Origin of the sequence: Micromonospora sp. NPDC049101 (assembly GCF_040648675.1) — a bacterium.
GTDB lineage: Bacteria > Actinomycetota > Actinomycetes > Mycobacteriales > Micromonosporaceae > Micromonospora.
In genome coordinates, this window is sequence record NZ_JBEZED010000041.1 from 1 (window position 1) to 24,515 (window position 24,515).

27 protein-coding genes are annotated in these 24,515 nt (G+C 71.1%); 16 read left to right on the forward strand and 11 right to left on the reverse strand.

Annotation, left to right across the window (positions count from 1 at the left end):
• Positions 1 to 659: 659 nt before the first annotated feature.
• Entirely contained in the window at positions 660 to 902 is a 243-nt protein-coding gene (locus AB0B57_RS34525) for a hypothetical protein (protein ID WP_357079839.1), read from the reverse strand.
• Positions 903 to 1,078: 176 nt separating this feature from the next.
• On the opposite strand from AB0B57_RS34525, the gene AB0B57_RS34530 reads away from it, so the two are divergent.
• Both AB0B57_RS34530 and trpS read left to right on the forward strand, forming a co-directional pair.
• A complete protein-coding gene (locus AB0B57_RS34530) occupies positions 1,079 to 1,549 on the forward strand; it encodes a PRC-barrel domain-containing protein (RefSeq protein ID WP_357079842.1) in 471 nt (156 codons plus the stop codon).
• A 267-nt stretch (positions 1,550 to 1,816) separates the two neighbouring features.
• Positions 1,817 to 2,875, forward strand: coding sequence for a tryptophan--tRNA ligase (gene trpS / locus AB0B57_RS34535; protein WP_357079845.1), 1,059 nt, complete (start codon positions 1,817 to 1,819; stop codon positions 2,873 to 2,875).
• A 57-nt stretch (positions 2,876 to 2,932) separates the two neighbouring features.
• Here the strand turns inward: trpS and AB0B57_RS34540 are convergent, their stop codons facing one another.
• Positions 2,933 to 3,655, reverse strand: coding sequence for a hypothetical protein (locus AB0B57_RS34540; protein ID WP_357079848.1), 723 nt, complete (start codon positions 3,653 to 3,655; stop codon positions 2,933 to 2,935).
• Positions 3,656 to 3,727: 72 nt separating this feature from the next.
• On the opposite strand from AB0B57_RS34540, the gene AB0B57_RS34545 reads away from it, so the two are divergent.
• The 4 genes from AB0B57_RS34545 (at position 3,728) to AB0B57_RS34560 (ending at position 6,709) form a co-directional block, all read left to right on the forward strand.
• Positions 3,728 to 4,372 carry a winged helix-turn-helix transcriptional regulator gene (locus tag AB0B57_RS34545; RefSeq protein ID WP_357079851.1) on the forward strand — a complete coding sequence of 215 codons (645 nt, stop codon included), beginning with the start codon at positions 3,728 to 3,730 and terminating at the stop codon, positions 4,370 to 4,372.
• 109 nt (positions 4,373 to 4,481) lie between these two features.
• On the forward strand, positions 4,482 to 4,829 hold the full coding sequence (locus tag AB0B57_RS34550; RefSeq protein WP_357080023.1) for a YciI family protein: 348 nt from the start codon (positions 4,482 to 4,484) through the stop codon (positions 4,827 to 4,829).
• A gap of 2 nt (positions 4,830 to 4,831) precedes the next feature.
• Entirely contained in the window at positions 4,832 to 6,088 is a 1,257-nt protein-coding gene (locus AB0B57_RS34555; protein ID WP_357079854.1) for a sigma-70 family RNA polymerase sigma factor, read from the forward strand.
• A gap of 27 nt (positions 6,089 to 6,115) precedes the next feature.
• Positions 6,116 to 6,709, forward strand: coding sequence for an HAD-IA family hydrolase (locus tag AB0B57_RS34560; RefSeq protein WP_357079856.1), 594 nt, complete (start codon positions 6,116 to 6,118; stop codon positions 6,707 to 6,709).
• A 4-nt stretch (positions 6,710 to 6,713) separates the two neighbouring features.
• Here AB0B57_RS34560 and AB0B57_RS34565 read toward each other — a convergent pair whose 3' ends face one another.
• The 3 genes from AB0B57_RS34565 to AB0B57_RS34575 all read right to left on the reverse strand — a co-directional run bounded on the left by AB0B57_RS34565 (position 6,714) and on the right by AB0B57_RS34575 (position 9,685).
• Complete coding sequence (locus tag AB0B57_RS34565) at positions 6,714 to 7,685, reverse strand: NADP-dependent oxidoreductase (protein ID WP_357079859.1); 972 nt, start codon at positions 7,683 to 7,685, stop codon at positions 6,714 to 6,716.
• A gap of 489 nt (positions 7,686 to 8,174) precedes the next feature.
• On the reverse strand, positions 8,175 to 9,374 hold the full coding sequence (locus AB0B57_RS34570; RefSeq protein WP_357079862.1) for a helix-turn-helix transcriptional regulator: 1,200 nt from the start codon (positions 9,372 to 9,374) through the stop codon (positions 8,175 to 8,177).
• On the reverse strand, positions 9,374 to 9,685 hold the full coding sequence (locus tag AB0B57_RS34575) for an antibiotic biosynthesis monooxygenase (RefSeq protein ID WP_357079865.1): 312 nt from the start codon (positions 9,683 to 9,685) through the stop codon (positions 9,374 to 9,376). The genes AB0B57_RS34570 and AB0B57_RS34575 overlap by 1 nt, the downstream gene beginning before the upstream one ends.
• 436 nt (positions 9,686 to 10,121) lie before the next feature.
• Here AB0B57_RS34575 and AB0B57_RS34580 point away from each other — a divergent pair, with 436 nt between their 5' ends.
• Positions 10,122 to 10,658, forward strand: coding sequence for an HNH endonuclease (locus tag AB0B57_RS34580; protein WP_354978555.1), 537 nt, complete (start codon positions 10,122 to 10,124; stop codon positions 10,656 to 10,658).
• 14 nt (positions 10,659 to 10,672) lie between these two features.
• Here the strand turns inward: AB0B57_RS34580 and AB0B57_RS34585 are convergent, their stop codons facing one another.
• From AB0B57_RS34585 to AB0B57_RS34595, 3 genes are all read right to left on the reverse strand, one after another.
• Positions 10,673 to 11,065 carry a PIN domain-containing protein gene (locus AB0B57_RS34585; RefSeq protein WP_357079869.1) on the reverse strand — a complete coding sequence of 131 codons (393 nt, stop codon included), beginning with the start codon at positions 11,063 to 11,065 and terminating at the stop codon, positions 10,673 to 10,675.
• The gene (locus AB0B57_RS34590; protein WP_357079872.1) at positions 11,062 to 11,328 is read right to left on the reverse strand and encodes a hypothetical protein; all 267 of its coding nucleotides are present in this window, start codon (positions 11,326 to 11,328) and stop codon (positions 11,062 to 11,064) included. Before AB0B57_RS34590 ends, AB0B57_RS34585 begins: the two co-directional genes overlap by 4 nt.
• An 86-nt stretch (positions 11,329 to 11,414) precedes the next feature.
• Positions 11,415 to 13,001: a DUF6194 family protein gene (locus AB0B57_RS34595; protein WP_357079875.1), complete on the reverse strand. Its 1,587-nt coding sequence runs from the start codon at positions 12,999 to 13,001 to the stop codon at positions 11,415 to 11,417.
• A gap of 55 nt (positions 13,002 to 13,056) precedes the next feature.
• Between AB0B57_RS34595 and AB0B57_RS34600 the strand changes: the two genes are divergently transcribed.
• Positions 13,057 to 13,830: a MerR family transcriptional regulator gene (locus AB0B57_RS34600; protein ID WP_357079878.1), complete on the forward strand. Its 774-nt coding sequence runs from the start codon at positions 13,057 to 13,059 to the stop codon at positions 13,828 to 13,830.
• Here AB0B57_RS34600 and AB0B57_RS34605 read toward each other — a convergent pair.
• The 3 genes from AB0B57_RS34605 to AB0B57_RS34615 form a co-directional block, all read right to left on the reverse strand.
• The gene (locus AB0B57_RS34605) at positions 13,773 to 14,612 is read right to left on the reverse strand and encodes a class F sortase (protein WP_357079881.1); all 840 of its coding nucleotides are present in this window, start codon (positions 14,610 to 14,612) and stop codon (positions 13,773 to 13,775) included. The two genes, AB0B57_RS34600 and AB0B57_RS34605, sit on opposite strands and share 58 nt — an antisense overlap.
• Positions 14,613 to 14,624: 12 nt before the next feature.
• A complete protein-coding gene (locus AB0B57_RS34610) occupies positions 14,625 to 15,149 on the reverse strand; it encodes a hypothetical protein (protein WP_357079884.1) in 525 nt (174 codons plus the stop codon).
• A gap of 140 nt (positions 15,150 to 15,289) precedes the next feature.
• Positions 15,290 to 15,742: an Lrp/AsnC family transcriptional regulator gene (locus tag AB0B57_RS34615; RefSeq protein WP_357079887.1), complete on the reverse strand. Its 453-nt coding sequence runs from the start codon at positions 15,740 to 15,742 to the stop codon at positions 15,290 to 15,292.
• Positions 15,743 to 15,890: 148 nt separating this feature from the next.
• On the opposite strand from AB0B57_RS34615, the gene AB0B57_RS34620 reads away from it, so the two are divergent.
• The 8 genes from AB0B57_RS34620 to AB0B57_RS34655 are packed head-to-tail and all read left to right on the forward strand — an operon-like array spanning position 15,891 to position 24,505.
• A complete protein-coding gene (locus AB0B57_RS34620) occupies positions 15,891 to 16,793 on the forward strand; it encodes a tryptophan 2,3-dioxygenase family protein (RefSeq protein WP_357080026.1) in 903 nt (300 codons plus the stop codon).
• Positions 16,794 to 16,807: 14 nt separating this feature from the next.
• Positions 16,808 to 18,088 (forward strand): kynureninase, encoded by a 1,281-nt coding sequence (gene kynU, locus AB0B57_RS34625; protein ID WP_357079890.1) that lies wholly within the window; start codon positions 16,808 to 16,810, stop codon positions 18,086 to 18,088.
• A complete protein-coding gene (locus AB0B57_RS34630) occupies positions 18,085 to 19,422 on the forward strand; it encodes an NAD(P)/FAD-dependent oxidoreductase (RefSeq protein ID WP_357079893.1) in 1,338 nt (445 codons plus the stop codon). Before kynU ends, AB0B57_RS34630 begins: the two co-directional genes overlap by 4 nt.
• A gap of 23 nt (positions 19,423 to 19,445) precedes the next feature.
• Positions 19,446 to 20,927, forward strand: a complete 1,482-nt coding sequence (locus AB0B57_RS34635) for a 2-hydroxymuconic semialdehyde dehydrogenase (protein WP_357080029.1) — start codon at positions 19,446 to 19,448, stop codon at positions 20,925 to 20,927.
• 20 nt (positions 20,928 to 20,947) lie between these two features.
• Entirely contained in the window at positions 20,948 to 21,745 is a 798-nt protein-coding gene (locus tag AB0B57_RS34640; protein ID WP_357079896.1) for a fumarylacetoacetate hydrolase family protein, read from the forward strand.
• A complete protein-coding gene (locus tag AB0B57_RS34645; protein WP_357079899.1) occupies positions 21,742 to 22,677 on the forward strand; it encodes an acetaldehyde dehydrogenase (acetylating) in 936 nt (311 codons plus the stop codon). The genes AB0B57_RS34640 and AB0B57_RS34645 overlap by 4 nt, the downstream gene beginning before the upstream one ends.
• Positions 22,674 to 23,735 carry a 4-hydroxy-2-oxovalerate aldolase gene (gene dmpG / locus AB0B57_RS34650; RefSeq protein ID WP_357079901.1) on the forward strand — a complete coding sequence of 354 codons (1,062 nt, stop codon included), beginning with the start codon at positions 22,674 to 22,676 and terminating at the stop codon, positions 23,733 to 23,735. Before AB0B57_RS34645 ends, dmpG begins: the two co-directional genes overlap by 4 nt.
• A complete protein-coding gene (locus AB0B57_RS34655) occupies positions 23,732 to 24,505 on the forward strand; it encodes a fumarylacetoacetate hydrolase family protein (protein WP_357079904.1) in 774 nt (257 codons plus the stop codon). The genes dmpG and AB0B57_RS34655 overlap by 4 nt, the downstream gene beginning before the upstream one ends.
• The last annotated feature ends 10 nt before the right edge of the window (positions 24,506 to 24,515 follow it).

Below are 24,515 nucleotides of genomic sequence, written 5' to 3' on the forward strand. Positions count from 1 at the left end.
ACAAGCACCCTGTTGAGTTCTCAAAGAACAACCACACACCGACCAGAAGCCCCACCTCAGTGGAACCCCAACCGGGGCTTTTCGCACCGTGTCCCCGTCGCTCTCGCGCCGGGCACTTTTACTACGTTACCTCACCGTCTTCGCCGTGTCAAACCGTGTGTCCCGGTCTGTCATGCTTCGTACGGCTTAGCGCCGGCGCACTCACGCAGCAGCAGGCCGCTGCGTCAGGTCGTCGGATTTGGCAGGCCGGCCGCTGCGGTTTCCCGCAGTCTCGCCCGGTGCCCTGCCGGTCGTGAACCTTACCCGGTCGGCTTCGCCGCACCAAATCCGCCTCGCGGCCGATCCGGCGAGCCCCGCCCGGACCGTGTCTCGTAGGAGCGAACCCCTGCGTGACCCGGCTGCCAGCTTGTTTCGGGGCTTCAGGACTTTCGTCCCGTTTGCCCCGTTCCGCGCTGGCAGAGAGAAAGTTACGCGTCCGTGGGTTTGATCGTCAAATCCGCGGCAAGCGTCCCGCGTCACACTCCTGCCCCGCCCGCCCACTCCGCACCCCAGCCATCGACAGGTTTGCGTCATCTGAGAACTGGGATCTGACGCAAAGCTCCTGATCACCGAGGGCCGGGCAACACCGAGGGCCAGCAGGGCACGCAGTGCGGGGGTGGTTAAGACTTTTGTTGGCGCCAGGAGCGGATGCCGAGCACCCCGACCGTGGTGCCGATGGCCAGGGACGCCGCGATCAGCAGCGCGTGCACCCACAGGAAGCTGGTGGTCGCGCCCACGGCCACCCTGCCGGACGCCCAGGAGCGCGGGTCCTGCCAGATCGCGACGGCGAACCTCGGCCAGATCACCCAGGTCCAGATCCCGACTCCGACCAGGAAGACGGACCACCCTCGCGACAGCACCATGGCAGCCGAGTATGCCAGCGCGCCCGGTGACCAGGTCAGGTGCGGACGCGTGCCGGTGGACGACGTGGGGACCGGCCGGCCGGACGGGGTGCGACAGTCGTCGATCTGTTTCCGGCGGCTGCGGGGTGGGCACTGGGAGAGCAGGACAGCCGAGGACCGTCCCCCCGGAGGTGCCCATGCAACCCTCGATCTTCAATCCCTGGGCCTGGCGTGACCCGTCCGCCCTCGCTGGCGGATATACGCAGGCCACGCCTTCGGTCACCCCGCCGGATGGCCCGGACGGTGGCCACGACGGCCCGGACGCCCCTGGCCCTGGCACGCCTGTCGACCTGGTGGGTTATCAGGTGCAGGCGAGCGACGGGCGGATCGGCAGCATCGACGAGGCGAGCAACGAGGCGGACGCCGGGTACCTGGTCGTGGACACCGGGCCGTGGATCTTCGGCCAGAAGGTGCTGCTGCCGGCTGGCACGGTGGCTCAGGTGGATCACCAGGAACGCGTCGTACACGTCGACCGGTCTCGGCAGGAGATCAAGGATGCGCCCCCGTTCGATCCGGATGCCCTCGACCCGGCATACCGGGATCTCGTCGGCAAGTACTACGCCGACCGGTATCTTCCCCCTCCCGGGGTCATGCCGCGGGTAATCTGAGGCCGTGGTCCGGACGAGCAGCTGCGCGACGGAGGCGGTCGACCTGGTCGACGGCCTACCGCTGGGTGCGGTGCCCGGGGTCCCGACCAGCTCCGGCGATGGCCGTGAGCAACTTCTGAGTGTCCTCCGTGCCGGTGGTCTGCGGTTTCGCGCCGGCGCGCGATGGCGGACGGCTCGCTGAGCCGATCCCGCTGACCGAGGGGGCTGACCCGCCCCGCTCGGCGCGCGCCCACGCGTGACCCACCTCCGGATACGAGAGGCACCACCATGTCCGTCGCACGAATGCTCACCGGCGACCGGCCCACCGGCCGCCTACACCTCGGCCACTACGTCGGCAGCATCGCCAACCGGGTACGGCTGCACCGGCGCTACGAGAGCTTCTTCATCATCGCCGACCTGCACATGCTCACCACGCGCAACCGCCGCGCGGACATCGACCAGGTGTCCGGCAACGCCCGGGAGATGGTCACCGACATCCTGGCCGCCGGCGTCGACCCGGAGCAGGCCACGTTCTACCTCCAGTCGGCGATCCCCGAGGTCGGCGACCTCAACACCCTCCTTCAGAACCTGGTGACGGTTCCCCGGCTGGAGCGGGTGCCGTCACTCAAGGACATGGCCCGCGACGCCGGCAAGGAGGAGATGCCGTACGGGCTGCTGGGTTACCCGGTGCTCCAGGCCGCGGACATCCTCTGCGTCAAGGGCGAGGTGGTCCCGGTCGGTCGGGACAACGCCGCGCACGTCGAGGTGACCCGGGAGATCGCACGGCGGTTCAACCACCTGTACGGCCCGGTCTTCCCGGTGCCCGAGCTGATCGCGTCGGACACGCCGAGCCTGGTGGGCACCGACGGCGCGGCCAAGATGAGCAAGAGCCGAGGTAACTCGATCGCGCTGTCCGACGACGCCGCCACGGTGCGTCGGAAGGTGCTCGGCATGTACACCGACCCGAACCGGGTGCGGGCCGACGTGCCGGGCACGGTGGAGGGCAACCCGGTGTTCGCGTACCACGAGGTTTTCAATCCGGACCGCGACGAGGTCGCCGACCTGGCCCGGCGTTACCGGGCCGGACGGGTGGGCGACGTGGAGGTCAAGGAACGCCTGGTCGTCGCGTTGGAGGGGTTCCTGGCGCCGATCCGGGAGCGCCGGGCCGAGATCGAAGCGGACCGGGGCCTGGTCGACCGGCTGATCGTCGAGGGCACGGAGCGGACCCGCCAGGAGGTTCGCCAAACCCTCATCGAGGTACGCCGGGCGATGGGGCTGACCGGCGCGTACCAGCAGGTGCGACGGCGGGCTGAGCGGAGCCGCCGCCGGACGGACGCCTCGACCTGAGGCCGGGGCGTCCGGTCGGCGACGTGCCGTCGGGTCCGCTGCGACAGCATCGGGGTCTCAGCGGACCCGTACGTCAGCCAGGTCCAGGGTGATCGGCGTCCAGGAGAGGTCCGGGGTGCGGTCCTCCTGGCGGATGTGGATCCGGCGTCGAGTCGGCACGACCAGCCCGTCGACCTCGGTCGCCCCGCTCACGTAGTGCGCGACCGGGGAGGAGCCGTTGACCACCGCCTGGTAGTCCATGCGCCGCAGCAGCCCACTGTCGTGGAAGTAGTACAGCTGGGTGCCGGTGTGGGTGTGCACGGTCTCGGGGTACGTGACGCGCAGTACGCGCCACGACTCGCCGCCCTCCGTCCACGGCTCGACCTCGTGCGCCTCGACGCCCGGCCAGGTGAACAGGAACGGCTCGACGAGGTAGTGCCAGGTGGCGTAGCCACGGAAGTAGGCCGCCTGGGCGAGCGTCCACTGGCTCTCCCCGGTGTAGCCGGCGAAGCTCGCCCGGGGGTTCGTCAGCTCGTCGATCAGGCTGCCGTCGGCCGCGGTGACGGTGACCCGGTCGGTGTCGCGGTCGTACTCGGTGACCTGGCCGGTGCCCTCCTGGACGTGGCGGATCCGTTCCCGGTGCAGGTCGGCCTCGACCAGCTCGGTGCCGTCGAAGTCGGGGCGGCCCTTGAACGCCCAGAACGGGCCGCCGTAGGTGAGCCGGGTGGTGAGGGTCGACGCGGTGTGCCAGCGATCGAGGCCGCCGTGACGCTCGATCACCTTGGCGAGCAGTGCATCCACGAAACACTCCTAAGTTAGGACTAGACGGTCCGACATTAGCACTGCGCGGTGGGCGCCGACTACGATGGCGATGTGACTCAGCGGACTTACCAGGACGCCTGCGGGGCGGCGCGCACGATGGACATCGTCGGCGAGCGCTGGGCGCTGCTGATTGTCCGAGAGTTGGTGTTCGGCCCGAAGCGTTTCGGCGATCTGCGGGCCGGCCTGCCGAGGGCCAGCCAGAACGTGCTCAGCCAGCGACTGCGGGAGCTGGAGCAGTCCGGCATCGTCCGGCGGGTGCAGCTCGGGCCGCCGGCCAGCGTGCACGCGTACGAGCTGACCGAACGCGGCCAGCAACTGGAGCCGACACTTGTCGAGCTGTCGCGGTGGGGCGCTGGCCTGCCCGCGGAGCCGGACGTCGAGATGAGCACCGACGCGTTCATGCTGTTGCTGAAGGCCCTCTACCGGCCACCGACCGACGCGCCGGTGCCCGCTCGACTGCGGTTGCAGGTGGGTGCCGACGCCTTCGAGGTGGAGGTGTCTCCGAGTGGGATCAGCGTGGCCCGGGGCCGGTCGGGCCAGGTCGACGTCACGGTCACCGGCACGGTGAGAGCGCTGCGGGACCTGATGTTCGGCGGCACGCCGCTGCGGTCGGCGGTCTCCGCGGGCGAGATCGAGGTGCACGGCGACACCGGAACGGCCGAACGGTTCTTCCTGCTCTTCGCAGCGGCGCCGTGAACTCGCGGTTCGAAAAAACCTGACCGGCCGTGTCGATATTCCCGAGCCTCGACCGTCGTCATGCTGTACGGCAACCCGCCGCACCGAGAGGAGCCGAAACGTGAAGTACATGCTGCTGTTCATGAGCCCCATGGTCGACGGGGAGGTCGTCGGCAACGGATGCAGCTTCGAGGACTGGATCCGCTACGACCGGGAGATGAAGGACGCCGGGGTCTGGGTCTGCGGGCATCCCCTGCAGGACCTGACCACCTGCACGACCGTGCAGGTCGGCCCGGACGGCGACCGCACCATCACCGACGGGCCGTTCGCCGAGACCCGAGAGCTGCTCGGCGGGTACGACATCATCGACGTGCCGGACCTCGACGCCGCGCTGGAGTGGGCGGCCCGCAGCCCCGGGGCCGTCGGCACCGGTTCGGTCCAGGTCCGTCCGATCGCCGAGATCGACATGCGGGTCTGACCGTGCCGGGTGAGGAGGCGGCCGTCGGGTCGTCGGTGGAGGCGGTGTTCCGGGAGGAACGCGGCCGACTGCTCGCCTCCCTGGTGCGCCGCTTCGGCGACCTCGACCTGGCCGAGGAGGTCGCCTCGGAGGCCATCGAGGCGGCACTGACGCACTGGCCGATCGACGGCGTCCCGAGCCGGCCCGGCGCCTGGCTGCTCACCACCGCGCGCCGCCGCGCCGTGGACCGGCTACGCCGCGACCGGGTGCTGGCGACCAGGCTCGCCGTACTCCGGGCGGAGGCCGAGCGGGCCGACCACGCGCCGCCCGCCGACGCGGACCGGGACCTGCCCGACGACCGGCTGGCGCTCTTCTTCACCTGTGCGCACCCGGCCCTGGCCGCGCCGGATCGCGGCGCGCTCACCCTGCGGTTCCTGGCCGGCCTGACCACGGTCGAGGTCGCGCGGGCCTTCCTGGTGCCGCCCGCGACCATGGCCCAGCGACTGGTCCGGGCCAAGCGGAAGATCCGCGACGCGCGCATCCCGTTCCGGGTGCCGGGCCCGGACGAGCTGCCCGGTCGTCTGCCCACCGTGCTCCAGGCCGTCTACTCGGTCTTCACCGAGGGGTACGCCGCCAGCTCCGGCCCCGACCTCCAGCGGATCGACCTCGCCGAGGAGGCCATCCGGCTGGCCCGGATCCTGCGCCGGCTGCTGCCCGCCGAACGGGAGGTCGCCGGGCTGCTCGGGTTGCTGCTGCTGGTGCACGCTCGGCGGGCCGCGCGCACCGGGGCGGACGGCGCGGTGGTGCTCCTCGACGACCAGGACCGTCGACGGTGGGACCACTCGATGATCGACGAGGGGCGTGCGCTCGTGGTCGTCGCGTTGACCGGCCCGGGACCCGGGCCGTACGGGGTGCAGGCCGCCATCGCCGCGCTGCACGACGAGGCCGCCGACGTGGCCAGCACCGACTGGCCCCAGGTGGTGGCGCTCTACGACGTGCTGCTCGGCATGGTCCCCTCACCGGTCGTGGCGCTGAACCGGGCCGCCGCCGTGGCCATGCGCGACGGGCCGGACGCCGGGCTCGCCCTGCTGGACGAGTTGGCCGACGATCCGCGGCTGCGCGGCTACCACCTCTACCCGGCCACCCGGGCGGACCTGCTGCGCCAACTCGGCCGCAACGACGAGGCCGCGGCGGCGTACCGCAGCGCGTTGGCGCTGGTCGGGACCGAGCCGGAACGGGACCACCTGCTGCGCCGGCTGGCATCCGTCACCGACGACTGACCGGATCCGCCGCTGTACCCTTCCCCGATGAGTCTGCCTCTGCCACCCGGTGAGTTCGCGGCGTACCTGTTCGACTGCGACGGCACCATCGTCGACTCGATGCCGCTGCACTACCTGGCCTGGCAGCGGGCCCTGCACGAGTGGGGTTGCGAGTTCCCGGAGGACCTCTTCTACGCGTGGGGTGGACGGCCGACCGTCGACATCGTCGTCGCCCTGAACGAGCAGCAGGGTCTGGCCATGCCGGTGGCGACCGTCGTCGAGCGCCGGGAGAGCTACTACGACGAGTTGCTGCCGCAGCTCGCCGCCGTACCCGAGGTGGTGGCGCACATCCACGACGCGCACCGGCGGGTCCCGTTCGCCGTCGTCTCCGGCAGCACCCGCGCCTCGGTCACCGCCTCCCTCGGCGCGCTCGGCCTACTGGACCGGTTCGACGTGCTGGTCTGCGCCGACGACTACACGCGGGCCAAGCCGGACCCGGAGGCGTTCCTGCTCGCGGCGGAGCACCTCGGCGTACCCCCGGGGTCGTGCCTGGTCTTCGAGGACACCGACCTGGGCATCCAGGCCGCGACCGCGGCCGGCATGGCATCGGTACGGGTGCCGCAACAGCGCCCGCCGCGCTGAGGTCTCAGGCCACCGTCAGCAGCAGCTTGCCCGGGTAGGACGTTTCCAGTCGCTGGTGCGCGTCGCGCACCTTGCCCAGCGGGTACGTCTGCGCGACGTGCACCACGAACGGGCCGGCCTCGATGAGTTCGTTGAGGCGTTGCAACTGTCGAGAGTTCGATTCGCCGTCGTAGGCACGGACCACCACGCCCGGCCGTTCCCGCGGCTCCGGCCGCACCCCGTGGGCGAACGCGACCACACCGCCGTCGGTGAGTGCCTCGGTGAGCCGGTCCAGCGTCGTGCCGCCGGCCATCGCCAGGATGGCGTCCACCCCGGCCGGTGCCGCGTCCCGGATCCGGGCGAGCACGTCGGTCAGGTCGGCGTGGCCGTCGAGGGACACGTCGGCGCCGAGTCGGGTGACCAGCGCGACGCCGTCCGCTCCGGAGGCCACGGCGATCACGTTCAGGCCCTGCCGCTTGGCCAACTGCACGGCCAGGTGGCCCTGGCCGCCACTGGCACCGAAGATCAACAACCAGGCGCCGGCCGACAGGCTGACGGTGTCGAGCCCGGCGAGCGCGGTCAGCGCGTCGGTGGGCATGGCCCCGGCGTGCTCGGCCGGCAACCCGTCGGGCACCTTTGCCGCGTACTCCGCCTTGACCGCCGCGTACTCGGCGTAGAAGCCGCCCTTCGGGCGGGTGGTGGCGGAGACGTAGACCAGGTCGCCGACCCCGACGTTGGACACCTTGCTGCCGGCGGCGATGACGGTGCCGGCGCCGTCGGAGCCGGGCACGATCGGCAGAGCAGAGCCCTCCGGTACGAGCACACCCTGCCGCTCGTACACGTCCCAGACTCCCACGCCGGCGCTCCAGACCTTGATCAGCACCTCGTCGTCGGCGATCTGCGGGATCGGCAGCTTCCGCAGGGTGATCACCTCCGGCCCACCGAACTCGTCCAGGGCCGCGGCCTGCATCCGCTCTGGCACATCCCCGTCAACCATGTGGATTCCCCCTCTGTGCCGGCGTCACCGTTCACCATGCCGGCTCAGGAACGGGAGTGGTCCAGAGCCGAGCGCCGTTCACCCACAAGGGCCTGTTTCACAAGGGCGGTCGAGCCGAGGCGGAGTCCGGGCGGCGATCCGACAAGGCGCGGTTTCGTCCGGATACCGGTGTCGTATCCGGACGAAACCGCAACGCCGCCGGTCGTCGTCCGGGCCCGCCGCAGGCCGGCCAGTCCTTGTGAAACAGGCCCTAGGGGCATCGAGGCTCAGAATCAGTCGAGGTGACCCGCGTTCCGGGGTCGGCTGGTGGCGAGGGCCCGCTTCACCCAGCCCAGAAAACGGGCGTACATCTCGACGGGATCAGAGTAGTCCGTACAAAAGTACGTATCTAGTACTTTCATACTGATCGTCTTCTCGTTGTGGAGTAACAATGAAGGGCGCCCCGCTGTGGGACGCCCTTCGTGGCAGTACGGCTAGCGGCGCGGCAGGCTAGGCCACTCCGACCCGGCGGGCCAGGGCAGTCAGCCGGTCAGAGGGGGTGGGGTCCATCCGGACTAGGTCAGAAACCGTTGTCTCGACTATCGGATGTCCCTTGACCTGCTCCGGAGTGAGCGCTTCGGCCTGCTCAAGCGCATCAACCGCCTCGGGCACCCTTCGGCGCTGAGTCCAGGCGCGCGCCACGTCGATGAGAAGCCGAGCTTGCCGCTCAACCGATAGACCGGACGGATCGATCCGCTCCGCAGCGCGAAGGGCGGAACCCGCATCGCCGAGTTCGACTGCCACCGCAACCTCATGCAGCTGAACGTTCGTGGGGCCGAACTCAGTTTCGTAGTCGTTGCGGTTGCCCCCTAAGAGCTGGGCAGCCTCTCGGGCTACTCCCAGGTACCGGTGAGCCCCCTGGTCGTCACCCATCCGGGCCGAGGCCACGGCCAGTTGAAGATTCAGCGCGCCGAATAAGGAGGCCGCTGCCGGGTTGGTTGCCGACACCTCGGGTTCAAGTGCTGCGGCAGACGACGACGCGGCACTGATGACCTGATCGAATTGCCGAGCGCCCTGGAAGACCAGGGCAAGGCGGAATGTCCCGGCGGCAACCAGTAGCGGGTCGCCGACCTGTTCGGATACGAGCAGTGCGCGATCGGTTGCGACCCAGGCCGCTTCGTGCTGGCCAAGCTTCGACAGTGCTGCCGAAAGAGCGTGATACACCGAGGCCAACTCGGCGAGGTACGTCTTTCGTGCCCCGCCCTTCGTGGATCGTGTTGCCCTCTCCAGGTCTGGCAGGAGGCCCCGTAGCAGTTCGGCCAGCTCTTCGTATTGGGCTGCGTGGGCCAGCGTCCAGCAGTAACTGGCCCGATCGGTTGTGTCCGGGAGGGGAAGCTCTCGATCCTTGCCCAGGATCGCGGCCATGACATAACTGGTGCTCAGCACCGAACGTAGCTCGGCTGCCACCGAGGGAACCTCGACGCTCTCCGCGTCAGTAGTGCTGGGTGAGAGTTCGACCATCGGGATGCCGAGGGCACCCGCGATCCGCTCCAGGATGGAGACGCGGTCGATTGAGCGGACCCCGCGCTCGACCTGTGACAGCCAAGCCTCGGATCGCCCGATCATTTCGGCGAACTCACGTTGAGAAAGCCCACGCTTCTGCCGACGTGTGGCTATGAGTCGACCCTGCTCGTTGCTGCGGTCAGCCATCAACTTGACTCGACGCCCTTACTGGGTCCAACTTTCAAGAACTCAACCCGTACGTCCTGCGTATACAGCTCGCGCTCTTTGAGGAATCGCATCACGTGAGGCTGCCGCTCGTGCGCATCGAATGCCTCTCGGTCCGCGTAGCACTCGTAGAAGACCCGAGCGAGCGGTTCCCCCTCGACAGAGTGCGTGGCGTAGATCAGAGTCCCCGGCTCGTGGGCACGGATTCCGGCCCCGGTTTCAGCCACAAGAGCGTCGAACGCCTGCGCGCTCTCGTCGTCTTTCAGGTCGAATCGCACCACTAATGCGAACATGCAACCAACCTCCTGATTGGAGCTAAGAGTTACGACTCAGGTACGCAAATCGAGCCGTACTCATGTCTGGCCACCCGTACTATATTACGGATTTGCCTCTGGTGGGTTCCTCAGGCACTCCGGGATGGCTTGGGGGCGCAGCAGGGGGTTGGGGCCGAAGATCATCGGGCACGGATCCGGCACAACTGCGACCGGCAAGGGCTGTCAACCACTGTCAGGCAACGGCAGAGTTCGCCCAGGCTGGGAGGGCGATCCGCCCGGATGCGCATGATCCTCATACCCCATGAGGGATTAGTGCGTGCAATCCGGGGTCCGATCAGGGACTATTGGCGCAACGGACGTCGGTGATCGGCTCGGCGTCGACCGTGTGGGCCGTCGTGCCCGGCCCCGGTCGGCGGCGGTCCGCAGCAGCCGCTGAACCGGGAGGGTGATCGCGATGCCTGACATACGACCCACGGTGGGCTCCGGCGCGTTGGTCCTCAACGCCACCTACGAGCCGCTGTGTGTCGTGTCGGTGCGTCGCGCCGCGATCCTCGTCCTCTCCGCCAAGGCGGTCTGCGTCGCCGACGGTGACGGCATCCTGCACAGCGCCCACGACGCGCTCCCGGTGCCGTCCGTGGTCCGGCTGACCCGCTTCGTCCGCGTGCCGTACCGCACGCACGTCGGGCTGTCCCGGCGGGCGATCTTCGCCCGGGACGGGTGGCGGTGCGCCTACTGCCGGGGCCCGGCCGAGACCATCGACCATGTCTTCCCCCGCAGCCGGGGTGGCCGGCACGCCTGGGAGAACGTGGTCGCCGCGTGCGCCAGGTGCAACCACACCAAGGGCGACAAGACGCCGGCGGAGATGGGGTGGCGGTTGCACGCGCTGCCCGCAGCGCCGAAGGGCACCGCCTGGCGGGTGCTCGGGCACCGCGCCCCCGACCCGCGCTGGGCCGACTGGCTGGACCTGCGGGAGCCGGAAGCCGCCGCCTGACCCGGGCGGCGCGGTCAGAGGCGGCGAATGACGAGCCCGGGCTTGACGTCCGATGCTGACGACAGGTGCGCGATGTCCTCGGGATCGCTGGTGAAGACGATCGCGCCGCAGGCAAGAGCGACGGTGACCACAGTGGCGTCGACGACGTCACTCGTGCCGGACTTGCCACAGAGAACGCCTGCCGCCTTTGCCACCTCGACGCTGACCGGAACGATCTCGCAGCTGTGCAGGAGCCGGCCGAACTGGACCTGGCGGCGAGCATCACGCCACGCCTGGCTGACAACGACGGACGGGATCAACAGTCGCCGCCCTTCTTCCAGGGCCAGGTGGTGGATCGCCCACATCCGCCGATCATTGTCTTCGATCGCGAGCAGCACCCCGGCGTCATAGACGTAGGGGATGCTCACGCCGCCGCCTGACCGGGCCCGCTGAGTGCCTGGGCATCGGCCGCGGCCATCTCGGCCCGCGCGGCGGCGATCTCCTCAAGGGTGAACGCGCCGTGCTCGGCCTGCCAGTCAGCTACCAGACGCCGCCCGACCCGCCTTCGGAGCTCACTCTCCGCCGCGCTGGCGACCAGCCGTGACAGGGGAACGCCGTCCTCGCGGGCCGCCGCGCCAAGCGCTGCCACCAACTCCTCGGGGAGGGTGACCGTGACCTTCTTAACCGCCATACATAGACCATACAGCGATATGGCGATCGATTGTCCGACCACGTGGATCCAGTGGAGGGCTCCCTGGGGTGGCGGCCGTTGGGTGGTCAGCTCTGCTGGTCGGTTGCCCGGCGCGCGGCCCGCTCGTGGCGGTCGACTGCCCGAGCGTGTGCGACCGCCAACAGCCTGTCGATCTCGGGCAGCAGGTGCGGGCCGGGCATGACGACGCTGGCGAAGCCGTAAAGCGCGTAACCCGGGTGCGGCGTGAGGGTGTCGAGCCGGGCGAAGTCGAACTCGTCCCGGTGGTCCTCGAACGCCTTGGGCGGGAAGCCGAAGCGTCGTTCGAACTCGTCCCGGCCCAGGTCCAGGTTGAGGCGGAAGACACCGGGGCGGTCCAACTGGGCGGCCTCGTCGAAGCCGGGCACGTCGTGCTCGACGATGGTGGCGAACGGCTGCCGGCGGTCCGGGCCGACGAAGAAGAACCGGTCGCCCCAGGCCGCCTCGGGTGAACCGTTCTCCGCACTCGCCACAACCTGCTCGACGCCGGGCAGCGCGACGATCCGATCGGCGAGCACGGCCGCGTCGACGCCGGTCGGGACGTGCAGGACCGCGTCGGCGTGGTCGACGGCGGCCCGGTCCAGCGGGAGATAGCGGTAGTCGTGCGTCCGCTGCTCGGCCGGCCCGATGTCGGACGCCGGCACGTACCGGGGAAGGCCGGTCTCCTGCTGGAGTCTGCCCTCGTAGGTCGACGCGTCGGGCGCCCCGATGCCCAGCGCCGGGCTCGCGCCCAGGCTGCCGACGATCACCGCGTACCGGTCGCCCAGCAGCGACGCGACGATCGCGCCGGCGCCGGCCCACGACACCTCGGTACCGGCCAGCGTCATCGTGCCCGGGTGCCGCTGGAGGTGCGTGTTGTGCCCGAAGACCAGCGTGGGCCCACGGTGTGCCTCGGCGGACCGGATCGCGAGCAGGTTCTCGGCCATCAGCGCGTCCCGGACCGCGGCCAGGCGGACGAAGCGTTCCTCCTGCGCCAGTGGGGCGGCCGCCGCGGCGTGGTAGCGCAGCAGGGCGACTGCGGACGTCGCGTGCACGAACGCCGCCGGCCAGCCCGCGGACCTCCCGGGCGCCCGCAGGTACAACTCGGTCAGCAGGTCGTCGGCGAGCACCCGCAGTCGTCCGGCGTCGGTCGAGCGCCCCACCGACCGGCCCGGCTCCCAGATGGCGGCCGTGTCACTCCACCGCGCCTCGTCCCCGACCAGGTCGTCGATCTCGGCGGATCGATCCAGGCCGAGGAAGTCGCAGACCCAAGTGAGGTGGCGCCGAGGGCTCGGGGCGTTCGCCAACTCCAGGGGGGCGTCGAAGCCGTGGAACGTCAGGCGTTGCGCGGCCGGCCGTTGCGCGTTCCACTCCCGCATCCGCAGCAGGAGGTCGCGGTTGGCCGGCGCGGTGCCGAAGTCGTGGCTGAACCCCGCGGAGAGCGCCCGGTCGAGGGGCACGGCACCGCCCTGCGCGAACTCGTCGGCGATCAGCCCGGCGGCCCGATCGCTCTCCAGGGCGATCGACCGGTAGCCGTGCTCGGCCAGCGACAGGAAGGCGTCGTTGCGCAGTTGCAGGAAGGCGGACTCGCCGTGCGTCGGCTCGCCGAGCGCGAGCAGGTCCGGGGAAGCCGCGAGCAGGTCGAGAAAAGCTGGCATTCCATAAACCGTATCGTTGAACCAGCGGTTGAAGCTTGGGAGCGACGGAGCACTGGTGACGGCCACAGAACCCTCAAACCCCGGGGTCCGCCGCCCGGTCGACCTCGCGCGCGCCCACGGTCTGTCCGCGCAGGCCGTCCGCAACTACGAACGAGACGGCGTCCTGCCGCCGGCCCCGCGCACTCCGAACGGCTACCGCCGGTTCACCGAGATCCACGCCAGGGCGTTGAGTGCCTACCTCGCGCTGATCCCGGGCCACGGCTACGCGGCCAGTGGCGAGATCATGCGGGCCGTCAACCGGGGCGAGATCGACACGGCGTTGCGCACTATCGACGAGGGGCACGCCCTGCTCCAGCGCGACCGGGAAACCCTGGACGCGGTCGAGTCGGCGGTGGCGGCGCTGAACGCGACCCGGCCGCAACCGCAGACCCGGAAGGCCGTGTCCGTCAGCGTGCTGGCCCACCGCCTCGGTGTTCGGCCGGCCACGCTGCGCAAGTGGGAACGGGCCGGGGTGCTGCGGCCGGTGCGCGATCCGGTGACCCACTACCGGGTCTACCTCCCGGACGACGTCCGCGACGCCGAGTTGGCCCACCTGTTGCGCCGTGGCGGATACCGGCTCGACCACATCGCCGGGGTGCTGGGTCAGGTGCGCGGCGCGGGCGGCACCGAAGCGCTCGCCGCGTCGCTGGGTCGGTGGCGGCAACGGCTCACCGAGCGCGGCCGGGCGATGCTCACCGGGGCCGCCCGGCTCGCCGACTACATCGACGATGGTCAGCCGCTTGGACGCGCCCTGACCAGCGAGGCGAACACCACCACGTTGTCCGAGTAGCCGGTCTCGCCGCCGACCCACTGACCGCCGCAGGTGATCAGTCGGAGGCTCGGGCGGCTGAAGTCGCCGTACACCTCGTCCACCGGCAGGCGCCCCTTGTCGAACTTCTCCACCGAGTTCACCTCGAAGACCGCCACGCTGCCGTCGGTGCGGCTGACCTCGATCTGGTCGCCGTCGCGCAACTCGCGGAGCTGGTGGAAGACCGCCGGCCCACTCGTGGTGTCGACGTGCCCGACGATCACCGCCGGGCCGTACTGGCCGGGGGTGGGCCCCTGGTCGTACCAGCCGGCCTCCTGGGCGCGGGCCGCGTCCGGCACGGCGATCGTGCCGTCCGGGGCGATGCCCACCTCGTGCACGGGCGCCCGCACGTCGATCTTGTCGATGGCGAGGCTTGTCGGACGGCTCGCCGTCAACACCGGGAACTTCTTCGGCGGCGGTCGGAATCCGGCGCTGAGCCGGTCCGGCAGCAGGCTCATGCCGGTCACCTGCTCGACGCCGAGCATCGCCACGATCAGCACCATCACCGCGGCGATGGCCAGCACCGGCAGCCCCGGACCCGTACCGAAACGGGGTCGCAACGACCGTGCGGCGGTCTGGCGGTTCGGTGGCAGCGCACCGGCGGCCGGATCCGGGGTGGCGACACTTGCCGACCCGGCCTGCCCGGCGGCCCGACCCAGCCGGCCGGAGACACGAACCAGCAGGCGTACGGAGGCGCGCAGCGCCGCACCGGCCCGGAGGCGGGCGCGGTGCTCCGACCGCGTACGCGCGGATCTGCGGGTCATGGGTCACCCGGCTCAGGAGCCGGCTCCACTCCGACGTCGGCCGCCGGCCATCCCGAGCGCGACAGCCGTGGCGACAAGTGCCACCCCGCCGAGCAGCAGCAGTGAGCCGGTGCCGCGACCGCCCGCCGTTCCGCCACCCCCGGTCGCCGGTCCCTTGCTCGGTGAGGCCATGTTCAGCACGGTCAGCGTGGTCGACGACGTCTGGCCGTTGTCGCAGCGCAGGTCCACCGGGTAGTCACCGGCCGGCTTGTCCCGGGCGATGGTGACCTGCCCGGTCAGGAACCCCTTGTCCGGCTTGAGCATCACGTGCCCGAACGCGTCGGAGTGCACGCTGGACTTGCGGTCGTTGTTGTCGTTGTCGCAGCTCGCCTTGATGCTGACCCGGCTGCCGGCCTGGACGCTGTTCGGCGTCACCTCGACGAAGACGTTCTCACCGGCACGCGCCGACGCGGCCGACATCAGGACGAACGCCCCGACCAGCGCGACAAGTGCCAGTGCGGACGAGAGCGCGCGGTTGATCGTGCGGATTGCCTGCATGATTTCCCCCCAACCGGCGACGACCGCCGGAACCTCCGCCCCTCGTTCCGCCTCCACGCCGCACAGCGGCACTCCGGACGGAAGGAAGGGCGTCCCCTGGGCACGCGCTGCTTTCCCGCTGGCTCGGGGCCAAACCCGGGTCAGCCGCGGCGGGGCGAGGGCAGGGGGGTGATGGGGTGCCAGCCCAGCGGGGAGGAGAGGACCATCGTGCTCGACGGTTGGCCGTACGGGGCGAGCCGGTCGATGACCGCCTCGAAGTCGCCGATCGAGCCGGCGGCCACCTTCAGCATGCTGCACGCGTCGCCGGTGATCCGGTGGATCTCCAGGATCTCCGGCCAGTCGGCCACCGCCGGGTCGTGCAGGATGCAGCGCGCGCCGTAGCAGGACATCCGGATCAGCGCGACCACGGTGCGGCCGGCGCGGGTCAGGTCGACATGGGCGTGGTAGCCGGTAACGACCCCGGCCTCCTCCAGCCGGCGAACCCGTTCCGCGACGGCCGGTGGGGACAGGTGCACCCGCCGGGACAACTCGCTGAACGAGAGCCGCGCGTCGGCCTGCAGCTCGCGCAGCAGCGCCCAGTCCATGTCGTCCACGCTCAGACCTTACTTTCGTGAACCAACTTCGCCTAGTTGCCTTCGGTTTGCCAGGAGAAGGCGGGGAGAGCCGTTGATTCGGCATTCCGCAGGCCGATCCGACCGCGAGATCATGACGTCGGCCAGTCCGGGCGAGGGAGACGAGATGGTGGATCAGACGGAACGGCGGGCGCCGAACCGCCGTGCCACGGTGCAACCGGTGACCCCCGGGCAGCGTGCCGCGCAGGCGGCGCGCACCGGTGGCGAGCCGACCCTGGAGTTCGCCGACATGGTGCCGTACGACGCGTACGTGCAGGCCAGCGCCCTGCACAAGATGCAGCACCCGCTCAGCAGCGACCCGGGCGAGATGTCCTTCCTGATGGTCAGCCAGATCATGGAGCTGTACTTCGGGCTGACCTGCCACGAACTGCGGGAGACCCAGCGGCTGATCCGCGCCGACCAGGTCTGGGAGGCGCTGGCCCCGCTGGGCCGCGCCAAGCTGCACCTGGAGGGGCTCAACGCCGCCTGGCAGGGGCTGCGGTGGATGAGCCCGGCCGACTTCAACAGGTTCCGCAACCTGCTCGGCGAGGCCTCCGGCTTCCAGTCGGCGATGTACCGGCAGTTGGAGTTCCTGCTGGGGCTGCGCGACCCGACGCTGATCCGCCCGTTCCGCCGGCAGGCCGAGGTGCACGCCGAACTGAACGCCGCCCTGACCACCCCGAGCCTCTGGGACGACGTGCTCGCACTGCTCGCCCGGCACGGCTTCGACCTCCCCGCCGACCTGCTCGACCGGGACGTGGCAGTCGAGCACGACCCGCACCCGCTGGTCGAGGCGGCCTGGGTACGGATCTACGACGACCACGGCCCGGACAACCACCTGCGGCTGCTCGGCGAGGCGCTCAGTGGCGTCGCCGAGGAGTTCGGCGACTGGCGCTGGAACCACGTCAAGGCGGTGCAGCGGACGATGGGTGCCAAGGTCGGCAGCGGTGGCTCCGCCGGGCTGGCGTGGTTGCAGCGCAGCATGTCCCGGGTGGTCTTCCCGGAGCTGTGGTCGGCCCGGACCGCGATGTGACCGGAGAGCGAGACATGCACACCCCAGAACAAGAAGCGCACCATCTCGACGAGGCCGACCCCGGCCACCGGCACCTGTTCCACGTGCCGCCGGCCGACGGTGGCGACCACCCCGAGGCGGCGTACCTCGCCGGCAACTCGCTCGGCCTGCAACCCCGGGCCACCCGCGACGAACTCCTCGCCGACCTGGACGCCTGGGGGCGGCTCGGCGTCGAGGGGCACCTGGAGGCGCAACGGCCCTGGCTGCCGTACCACGAGCTGTTGACCGCGCCAGCGGCCCGACTGGTCGGCGGCCGGCCCGCGGAGACCGTGGTGATGAACTCCCTCACGGTCAACCTGCACCTGCTGATGGTGAGCTTCTACCGCCCGGCCGGCGTGCGCACCCGCATCGTCATCGAGGACGCCGCGTTCCCCTCGGACAGCTACGCGGTGCGCAGTCAGGCCCGGTTCCACGGCCTGGACCCGGACGACACGGTGGTCCGGTTGCGTCCGCGCCCCGGGGAGGACGCCCTGCGCACCGAGGACGTGACCGACTACCTGGCCGCCGAGGGCGACCGGGTGGCGCTGGTGCTGCTCGGCGGGGTCAACTACCTCACCGGCGAGCTGTTGGACATCCCGGCGATCACGGCCGCCGGCCGGGCCGCCGGCGCGATCGTCGGCTGGGACCTGGCCCACGCGGTCGGCAACGTGCCGCTGGCCCTGCACGACTGGGACGTCGACTTCGCCGCCTGGTGTTCCTACAAGTACCTGAACTCGGGCCCGGGTGCGCTGGCCGGCGTGTTCGTGCACGAGCGGCACCTCGGCGACGAGACCCTGCCCCGGTTCGAGGGCTGGTGGAGCACCGCGGCGGCGACTCGGTTCGAGATGACCCCGGAGTCCCGGCCACCATCCACTGTGGAGGCCTGGCAGATCTCCAACCCGCCGATCTTCGCGATGGGCCCGGTGCGGACCTCGCTGGAGCTGTTCGACGCGGTCGGGATGACCGCGCTGCGCGCCCGCAGCCAACGGCTCACCGGCTGGTTGGAGTCGTTGCTCGACGAGGTCGTCGTCGACCGGCCGCTGCGCGTGGTCACCCCGCGCGACCCGGCCCGGCGGGGCTGCCAACTCTCGGTCCGCATCGGCGCCGGCAGCGCCGCCGAGCTGACCAAACGCCTGCGGTACGAGCACGGCGTCATCGCCGACGCCCGGGAGCCGGACGTCGTCCGGTTCGCCCCGGTGCCGCTCTACTCGACGTACCACGACTGCTGGCGGGCCGCCGCCGCGCTGGCGGCGACCGTGGGGAAGGTGAACCCATGACCGCACGACGCGACGAGATCGCGGTCATCGGCGCCGGGTTGGCCGGCTGTCTGGCCGCCTGTTTCCTGGCCCGACGTGGCTACCCGGTGGCCCTCTACGAGCGCCGCTCCGACCCGCGTGCCGGCACCGCCGAGCGCGGTCGCTCGATCAACCTGGCGCTCTCCGAGCGCGGTCTGGACGCGCTGCGCCGGATCGGGCTGGCCGAGCAGGTGCTGACCGACGCGCTGCCGATGCGCGGCCGGATGATCCACCCGGTCGAGGGGGAGCAGCAGTTCCAGTCGTACAGCGCCGCCGGCGACCGGGCGATCAACTCGATCAGCCGGGGAGCGCTGAACAACGCCCTGCTGGACGAGGCCGCGGCGCTGCCCGGGGTGCGTGTCGTCTTCGACCACCGGCTGGTCGGGCTCGACCCGACCGACGGCACCCTGAGCTTCGAGACCCCGCAGGGCCCGGTCGCCGCCAAGGCGTCGGTCGTGCTGGGCGCCGACGGTGCCGGCTCGGCGGTACGCGGGCAACTGCTCGCGTACGGGTTGCTGGACGAGAGCGTGGACTTCCTCGACTACGGATACAAGGAGCTGACGATCCCGCCGCTGGGCGGGGACTTCGCGCTCGAGGAGGACGCGCTGCACATCTGGCCGCGCGGCACCTCGATGATGATCGCGCTGCCCAACCCGGACCGCTCCTTCACCTGCACGCTGTTCTGGCCGAACGAGGGCGACGGGAGCTTCGCGGCACTGGACGACCCGGCGGCGATCGAGGAGCACTTCGCCAGGCACTACCCGGACGTCATCCCGCTGGCACCGAACCTGGTCGACGACTACCAGCACAACCCGGTGGGCGTGCTCGGCACGGTCCGCTGCGCGCCCTGGCAGGTGTTCGGCAAGGTCGGCCTGCTCGGCGACGCGGCGCACGCGATCGTGCCCTTCTACGGCCAGGGTGCCAACTGCGCCTTCGAGGACGTGGTCGAGCTGGACCGCTGCCTGGACGAGTGCGCCGACGACTGGTTGGCCGCGTTGCCGCTGTTCCAGCGACGCCGCCAGGAGAACGCCGAGGCCATCGCCACGATGGCGTTGACCAACTTCGTGGAGATGCGGGACAGGGTGGCCTCACCGGTCTTCCAGGCGCGGCGGCGGGTGGAGCACGCCCTGGAACGGGCCCTGCCCGGCCGGTACGTTTCCCAGTACGAGCTGGTGTCCTTCTCCACCACGCCGTACGCGGAGGTGCGCCGCCGGGTGCGTCGACAGCACCGGGTGCTCGGGGCGGTCGCCGGCGGGGCCGCGCTGCTGCTGGTCGGCGCGATCGGTGCGGCACTGAGCCGAGGGAGGCGCGCGTGAGCGACAACTGGGATCCGCGACTGATGGCCGGCCACGCGCCGGCCGGCCCGCAGCGGCTGCGCAACTTCGTCGGCGGCGAGTTCGTCGACGGCGGGCCGACGTTTCCCAAGGCCAGCCCGGTGACCGGGGAGCAGGTCTTCGAGGTGGTCGAGGCGTCGGAGTCCACGGTGGACGACGCGGTGGCCGCCGCCCGAGCCGCGCTGCGGGGGCCGTGGGGCCGGATGGGGGAGCGCGAGCGCGCCGAGGTGCTGCGCCGCGTGGCCGACGAGCTGGAGCGCCGCTTCGACGACCTGGTCACCGCCGAGGTCGCCGACACCGGCAAGTCCATCACCCAGGCCCGCACCTTGGACATTCCGCGCGGGGCGGCGAACTTCCGGGCGTTCGCGGAGATCGTGGCGACCGCTCCCACCGAGTCGTTCACCACTGTCACCCCGACCGGCGGCCGGGCGCTGAACTACGCGCTGCGCAAGCCGGTCGGTGTGGTCGCGGTCATCGTGCCGTGGAACCTGCCGCTGCTGCTGCTCACCTGGAAAGTCGCCCCGGCGCTGGCCTGCGGCAACGCCGTGGTGGTCAAGCCCAGTGAGGAGACACCCGCCTCGGCGACGCTGCTCGCCGAGGTGATGGCCGCCGCCGGCGTACCGGCCGGGGTGTTCAACCTGGTGCACGGCTTCGGGCCGGACTCGGCGGGCGAGTTCCTCACCCGCCACCCGGGCGTGGACGCGATCACCTTCACCGGCGAGTCGGCCACCGGTGGCGCGATCATGCGGGCCGCCGCCGACGGGGTGAAGGCGGTCAGCTTCGAGCTGGGTGGCAAGAACGCCGGCCTGGTCTTCGCCGACGCCGACCTGGACGCCGCGGTGGCTGGGTCGGTGCGGTCCAGCTTCACCAACGGCGGGCAGGTGTGCCTCTGCACCGAACGCATCTACGTGCAGCGTCCGGTCTTCGAGGAGTTCACCGCCCGGCTGGCGAAGCGGGCCGGTGAGCTGGCGTACGGGTGGCCGACCGACGAGGCCACCGCCACCATGCCGCTGATCTCGCATGAGCACCGGGCGAAGGTGCTCGGCGCGTACGAGCTGGCCCGCGCCGAGGGCGCCGAGGTGTTGACCGGCGGTGGCACGCCCACCTTCGGCGACGCCCGCGACGGCGGGTCGTACGTGCAGCCGACAGTGCTCACCGGGCTCGGCCCGGACGCCCGCACCAACCGGGAGGAGATCTTCGGCCCGGTGGTGCACGTGGCGCCGTTCGACACCGAGGACGAGGCGTACGCCCTGGCCAACGGCACCGAGTACGGCCTCGCGGCGACCGTGTGGACCCGGGACGTGGGCGTCGCGCACCGGGCCGGCGCCCGGCTGGACGCCGGCATCGTCTGGGTCAACACGTGGTTCCTGCGTGACCTGCGCACCCCGTTCGGCGGGGTGAAGGCGTCCGGCATCGGCCGGGAGGGTGGCGTGCACTCGTTGAACTTCTACTCCGAGTTGACGAACGTCTGCGTGGACCTGTCATGAGCCGTGGCGAGGGAGCGGGCATGGAAGCTGACATCGAGGCCGCCAACCGGGAGCTGGCCGACGCCCGCAGCACCGGCAAACCGTGCCCGCCACTGCGGGGTCGGCTGCTGCCGGAGGGCGACGTCGAGTCCGCGTACCGTGTGCAGCAGCTCCAGGCGCGGGCCTGGCAGGGCCGCGGCGAACGCCGGGTCGGCGCGAAGATCGGGCTGACCTCCCGGGCGGTGCAGGAGACCTTCGGGGTGTTCCAGCCCGACTTCGGCATGCTGACCGACGCCATGGCGGTCGACGACGGCGTCGAGGTGCCGATCGGCAGGCTCCTCCAACCGCGGGTCGAGGCGGAGATCGCGTTCGTGCTCGACAAGGATCTCCCGGACCCGCAGCTCACCACCGTCGACCTGATCCGCGCGGTCGACCACGTGCTGCCGGCCATCGAGATCGTCGACTCGCGGATCGCGGCCTGGGACATCTCCATCGTGGACACCATCGCGGACAACGCCTCCAGCGGGCTCTTCGTGCTCGGCACCACGCCGCGCCGACTCGCCGACGTCGACCTGCGGCTGTGCGGGATGGTGCTGGAGCACGCCGGTGAGCCGGTCTCGGTGGGTGCGGGCGCGGCCTGCCTGGGCAACCCGCTGCACGCCCTGCGCTGGCTGGCCGGCACGCTCGCCCGCGCCGGTGACCCGCTGCGCGCCGGGGACGTGGTGCTCTCCGGGGCGCTCGGCCCGATGGTGCCGGTCACCCCGGGGGCCGCGTACGAGGCGCGGATCTCCGGCCTCGGCTCGGTGCGCACCTGTTTCGGAAAGGACGGCATCTCATGACGACCGGAGTAGCCGTGCTGGGGTCGGGAAACATCGGCACCGACCTGATGATCAAAGTGTTGCGGCTGAGCGACAGCCTGCGGATGGTGGCGATGGCCGGCATCGACCCGGCCTCCGACGGTCTGGCCCGCGCTCGCCGGCTCGGCGTGGCCACCACCGCCGAGGGCGTGGACGGCCTGGTCGCGATGCCCGAGTTCGCCGACGTCGAGCTGGTCTTCGACGCCACCTCGGCCGGCGCGCACCGACGCCACGACGAGGTGCTGCGCGCCCACGGCCGCACCGTTGTCGACCTGACCCCGGCCGCGCTCGGCCCGTACGTGGTGCCGCCGGTCAACCTCGACGAGCACCTGCACGAGCGCAACGTCAACATGGTGACCTGCGGCGGGCAGGCCACCGTGCCGATCGTCGCCGCCGTCCGCCGGGTCACCCCGGTGGCGTACGGGGAGATCGTCGCGTCCATCGCGTCCCGCTCGGCGGGGCCGGGCACCCGGGCCAACATCGACGAGTTCACCGAGACCACGGCGCGGGCCATCGAGGTGGTCGGCGGGGCCGAGCGGGGCAAGGCGATCATCGTGCTGAACCCGGCCGACCCGCCGCTGCTGATGCGCGACACCGTCTACTGCCTCTGCCCCGACGCCGACGCCGACCGCGCCGCCATCGCCGCCTCCGTGGCGGACATGGTGGCGACGGTCCAGGAGTACGTCCCCGGTTACCGCCTCAAGCAGGACGTGCAGTTCGACCGGGTGCAGGCGTACCTGCCGACGCTCGGGCGGCAGCTCACCGCGTTGCAGGTGTCGGTCTTCCTGGAGGTCTCCGGAGCCGGGCACTACCTGCCGGCGTACGCCGGCAACCTGGACATCATGACCTCCGCCGCGCTGCGCACCGCCGAGCGGCTGGTGGCCCTGCGTTCCTCGGAGGTGGCCGCGTCATGACCGACCTGTACATCCAGGACGTCACGTTGCGCGACGGCATGCACGCCATCGCCCACCGGTACACCGTCGAGCAGGTGCGCACCATCGCCGCCGCGCTGGACGCCGCCGGGGTGGCCGCCATCGAGGTGGCGCACGGCGACGGGCTCGCCGGATCCAGCGTCAACTACGGCCACGGCGCCGCCAGCGACGCCGAGTGGATCTCCGCCGCCGCCGAGGTGCTCACCACGGCGAAGCTGACCACCCTGCTGCTGCCCGGCATCGGCACCATCGCCGACCTGAGGGCGGCGAAGGCGCTCGGGGTGACAAGTGTCCGCGTCGCCACCCACTGCACCGAGGCGGACATCTCCGCCCAGCACATCTCCTGGGCCCGGGAGAACGGCATGGACGTGGCCGGGTTCCTGATGATGTCGCACATGAACGATGCGGCCGGGTTGGCCGGGCAGGCCAAGCTCATGGAGTCGTACGGGGCGCACTGCGTCTACGTCACCGACTCCGGCGGCCGGCTGCTGATGTCCGACGTGGCGCAGCGGGTCGACGCGTACCGGCAGGTCCTCGACCCGGACACGCAGATCGGCATCCACGCGCACCACAACCTGTCCCTCGGGGTCGCCAACAGCGTGCTCGCCGTCGAACACGGCCGGGTCACCGGGTCCGCGCCGGTCGGTTCGGACGCACCCCACGGCCGGACCGTCCGCGTCGACGCCTCCCTCGCCGGCATGGGCGCGGGAGCCGGCAACGCACCGCTGGAGGTCTTCGTCGCGGTCGCCGAACTGCACGGCTGGAAGCACGGCTGCGACGTGTTCGCGCTGATGGACGCCGCCGACGACATCGTCCGCCCATTGCAGGACCGGCCGGTCCAGGTGGACCGGGAAACGCTCTCCCTGGGGTACGCCGGGGTCTACTCCAGCTTCCTGCGGCACGCCGAACGGGCCTCCGCGAAGTACGGCGTGGACGTCCGGTCGATCCTGGTCGAGCTGGGCCGGCGCCGGATGGTCGGCGGACAGGAGGACATGATCGTGGACGTGGCACTCGACCTGGCCGGCAAGGAGCCCTCATGATCGGACCAGACATCGCCGGGATCGCCGACAAGCTGGGCGCGGCGGCCGACACGGCCACCGCGATCCCGCAGCTCGCCGCCGAGACCGGCCTCGACGTGGACACCGCGTACGGCGTGCAGGCCGCGCTGGTGCAACGCCGGCTGGAACGCGGCGAGCGGCTGGTCGGGCTGAAGATGGGGCTGACCAGCCGGGCGAAGATGGCCCAGGTCGGCGTGGACGAGGTGATCTGGGGGCGGCTCACCAACGCGATGCGGGTGCCTGACGGTGGCGTGGTCGACCCGGCCGCGTACATCCATCCCCGGGTCGAGCCGGAGGTGGCGTTCCTGCTGGACCGGCTGCCCGAGCCGGGTGAGCCGGTCGGCGACTTCGCCGACGCGGTCCGCGCGGTCGCCCCGGCCATCGAGTTGATCGACTCCCGGTACGCGGACTTCCGCTTCTCGTTGCCGGACGTGATCGCCGACAACACCTCGGCCGCCGCGTTCGTGATCGGGCCGTGGTCGCCGGTGCCCGACGGGTTGGACAACCTGGGCGTGCTGCTGGAGGTCGACGGTCGGGTGGCGCAGGTTGGCTCGACGGCGGCGATCCTCGGCGATCCCCGCCGGGCGCTCGACGAGGGCATCCGGCTGGCCGGCCGGCACGGGGTGCGGCTGGAGTCCGGCTGGGTCTTCCTGGCCGGTGCCGCCACCGCCGCCGTGCCGCTGCGTCCGGGCGCCCATGTCCGTGCGGTCGTGGAGAAGCTGGGCACGGCGTCTTTGCGGGTGTCCTCGTGAGCGCGGCCGT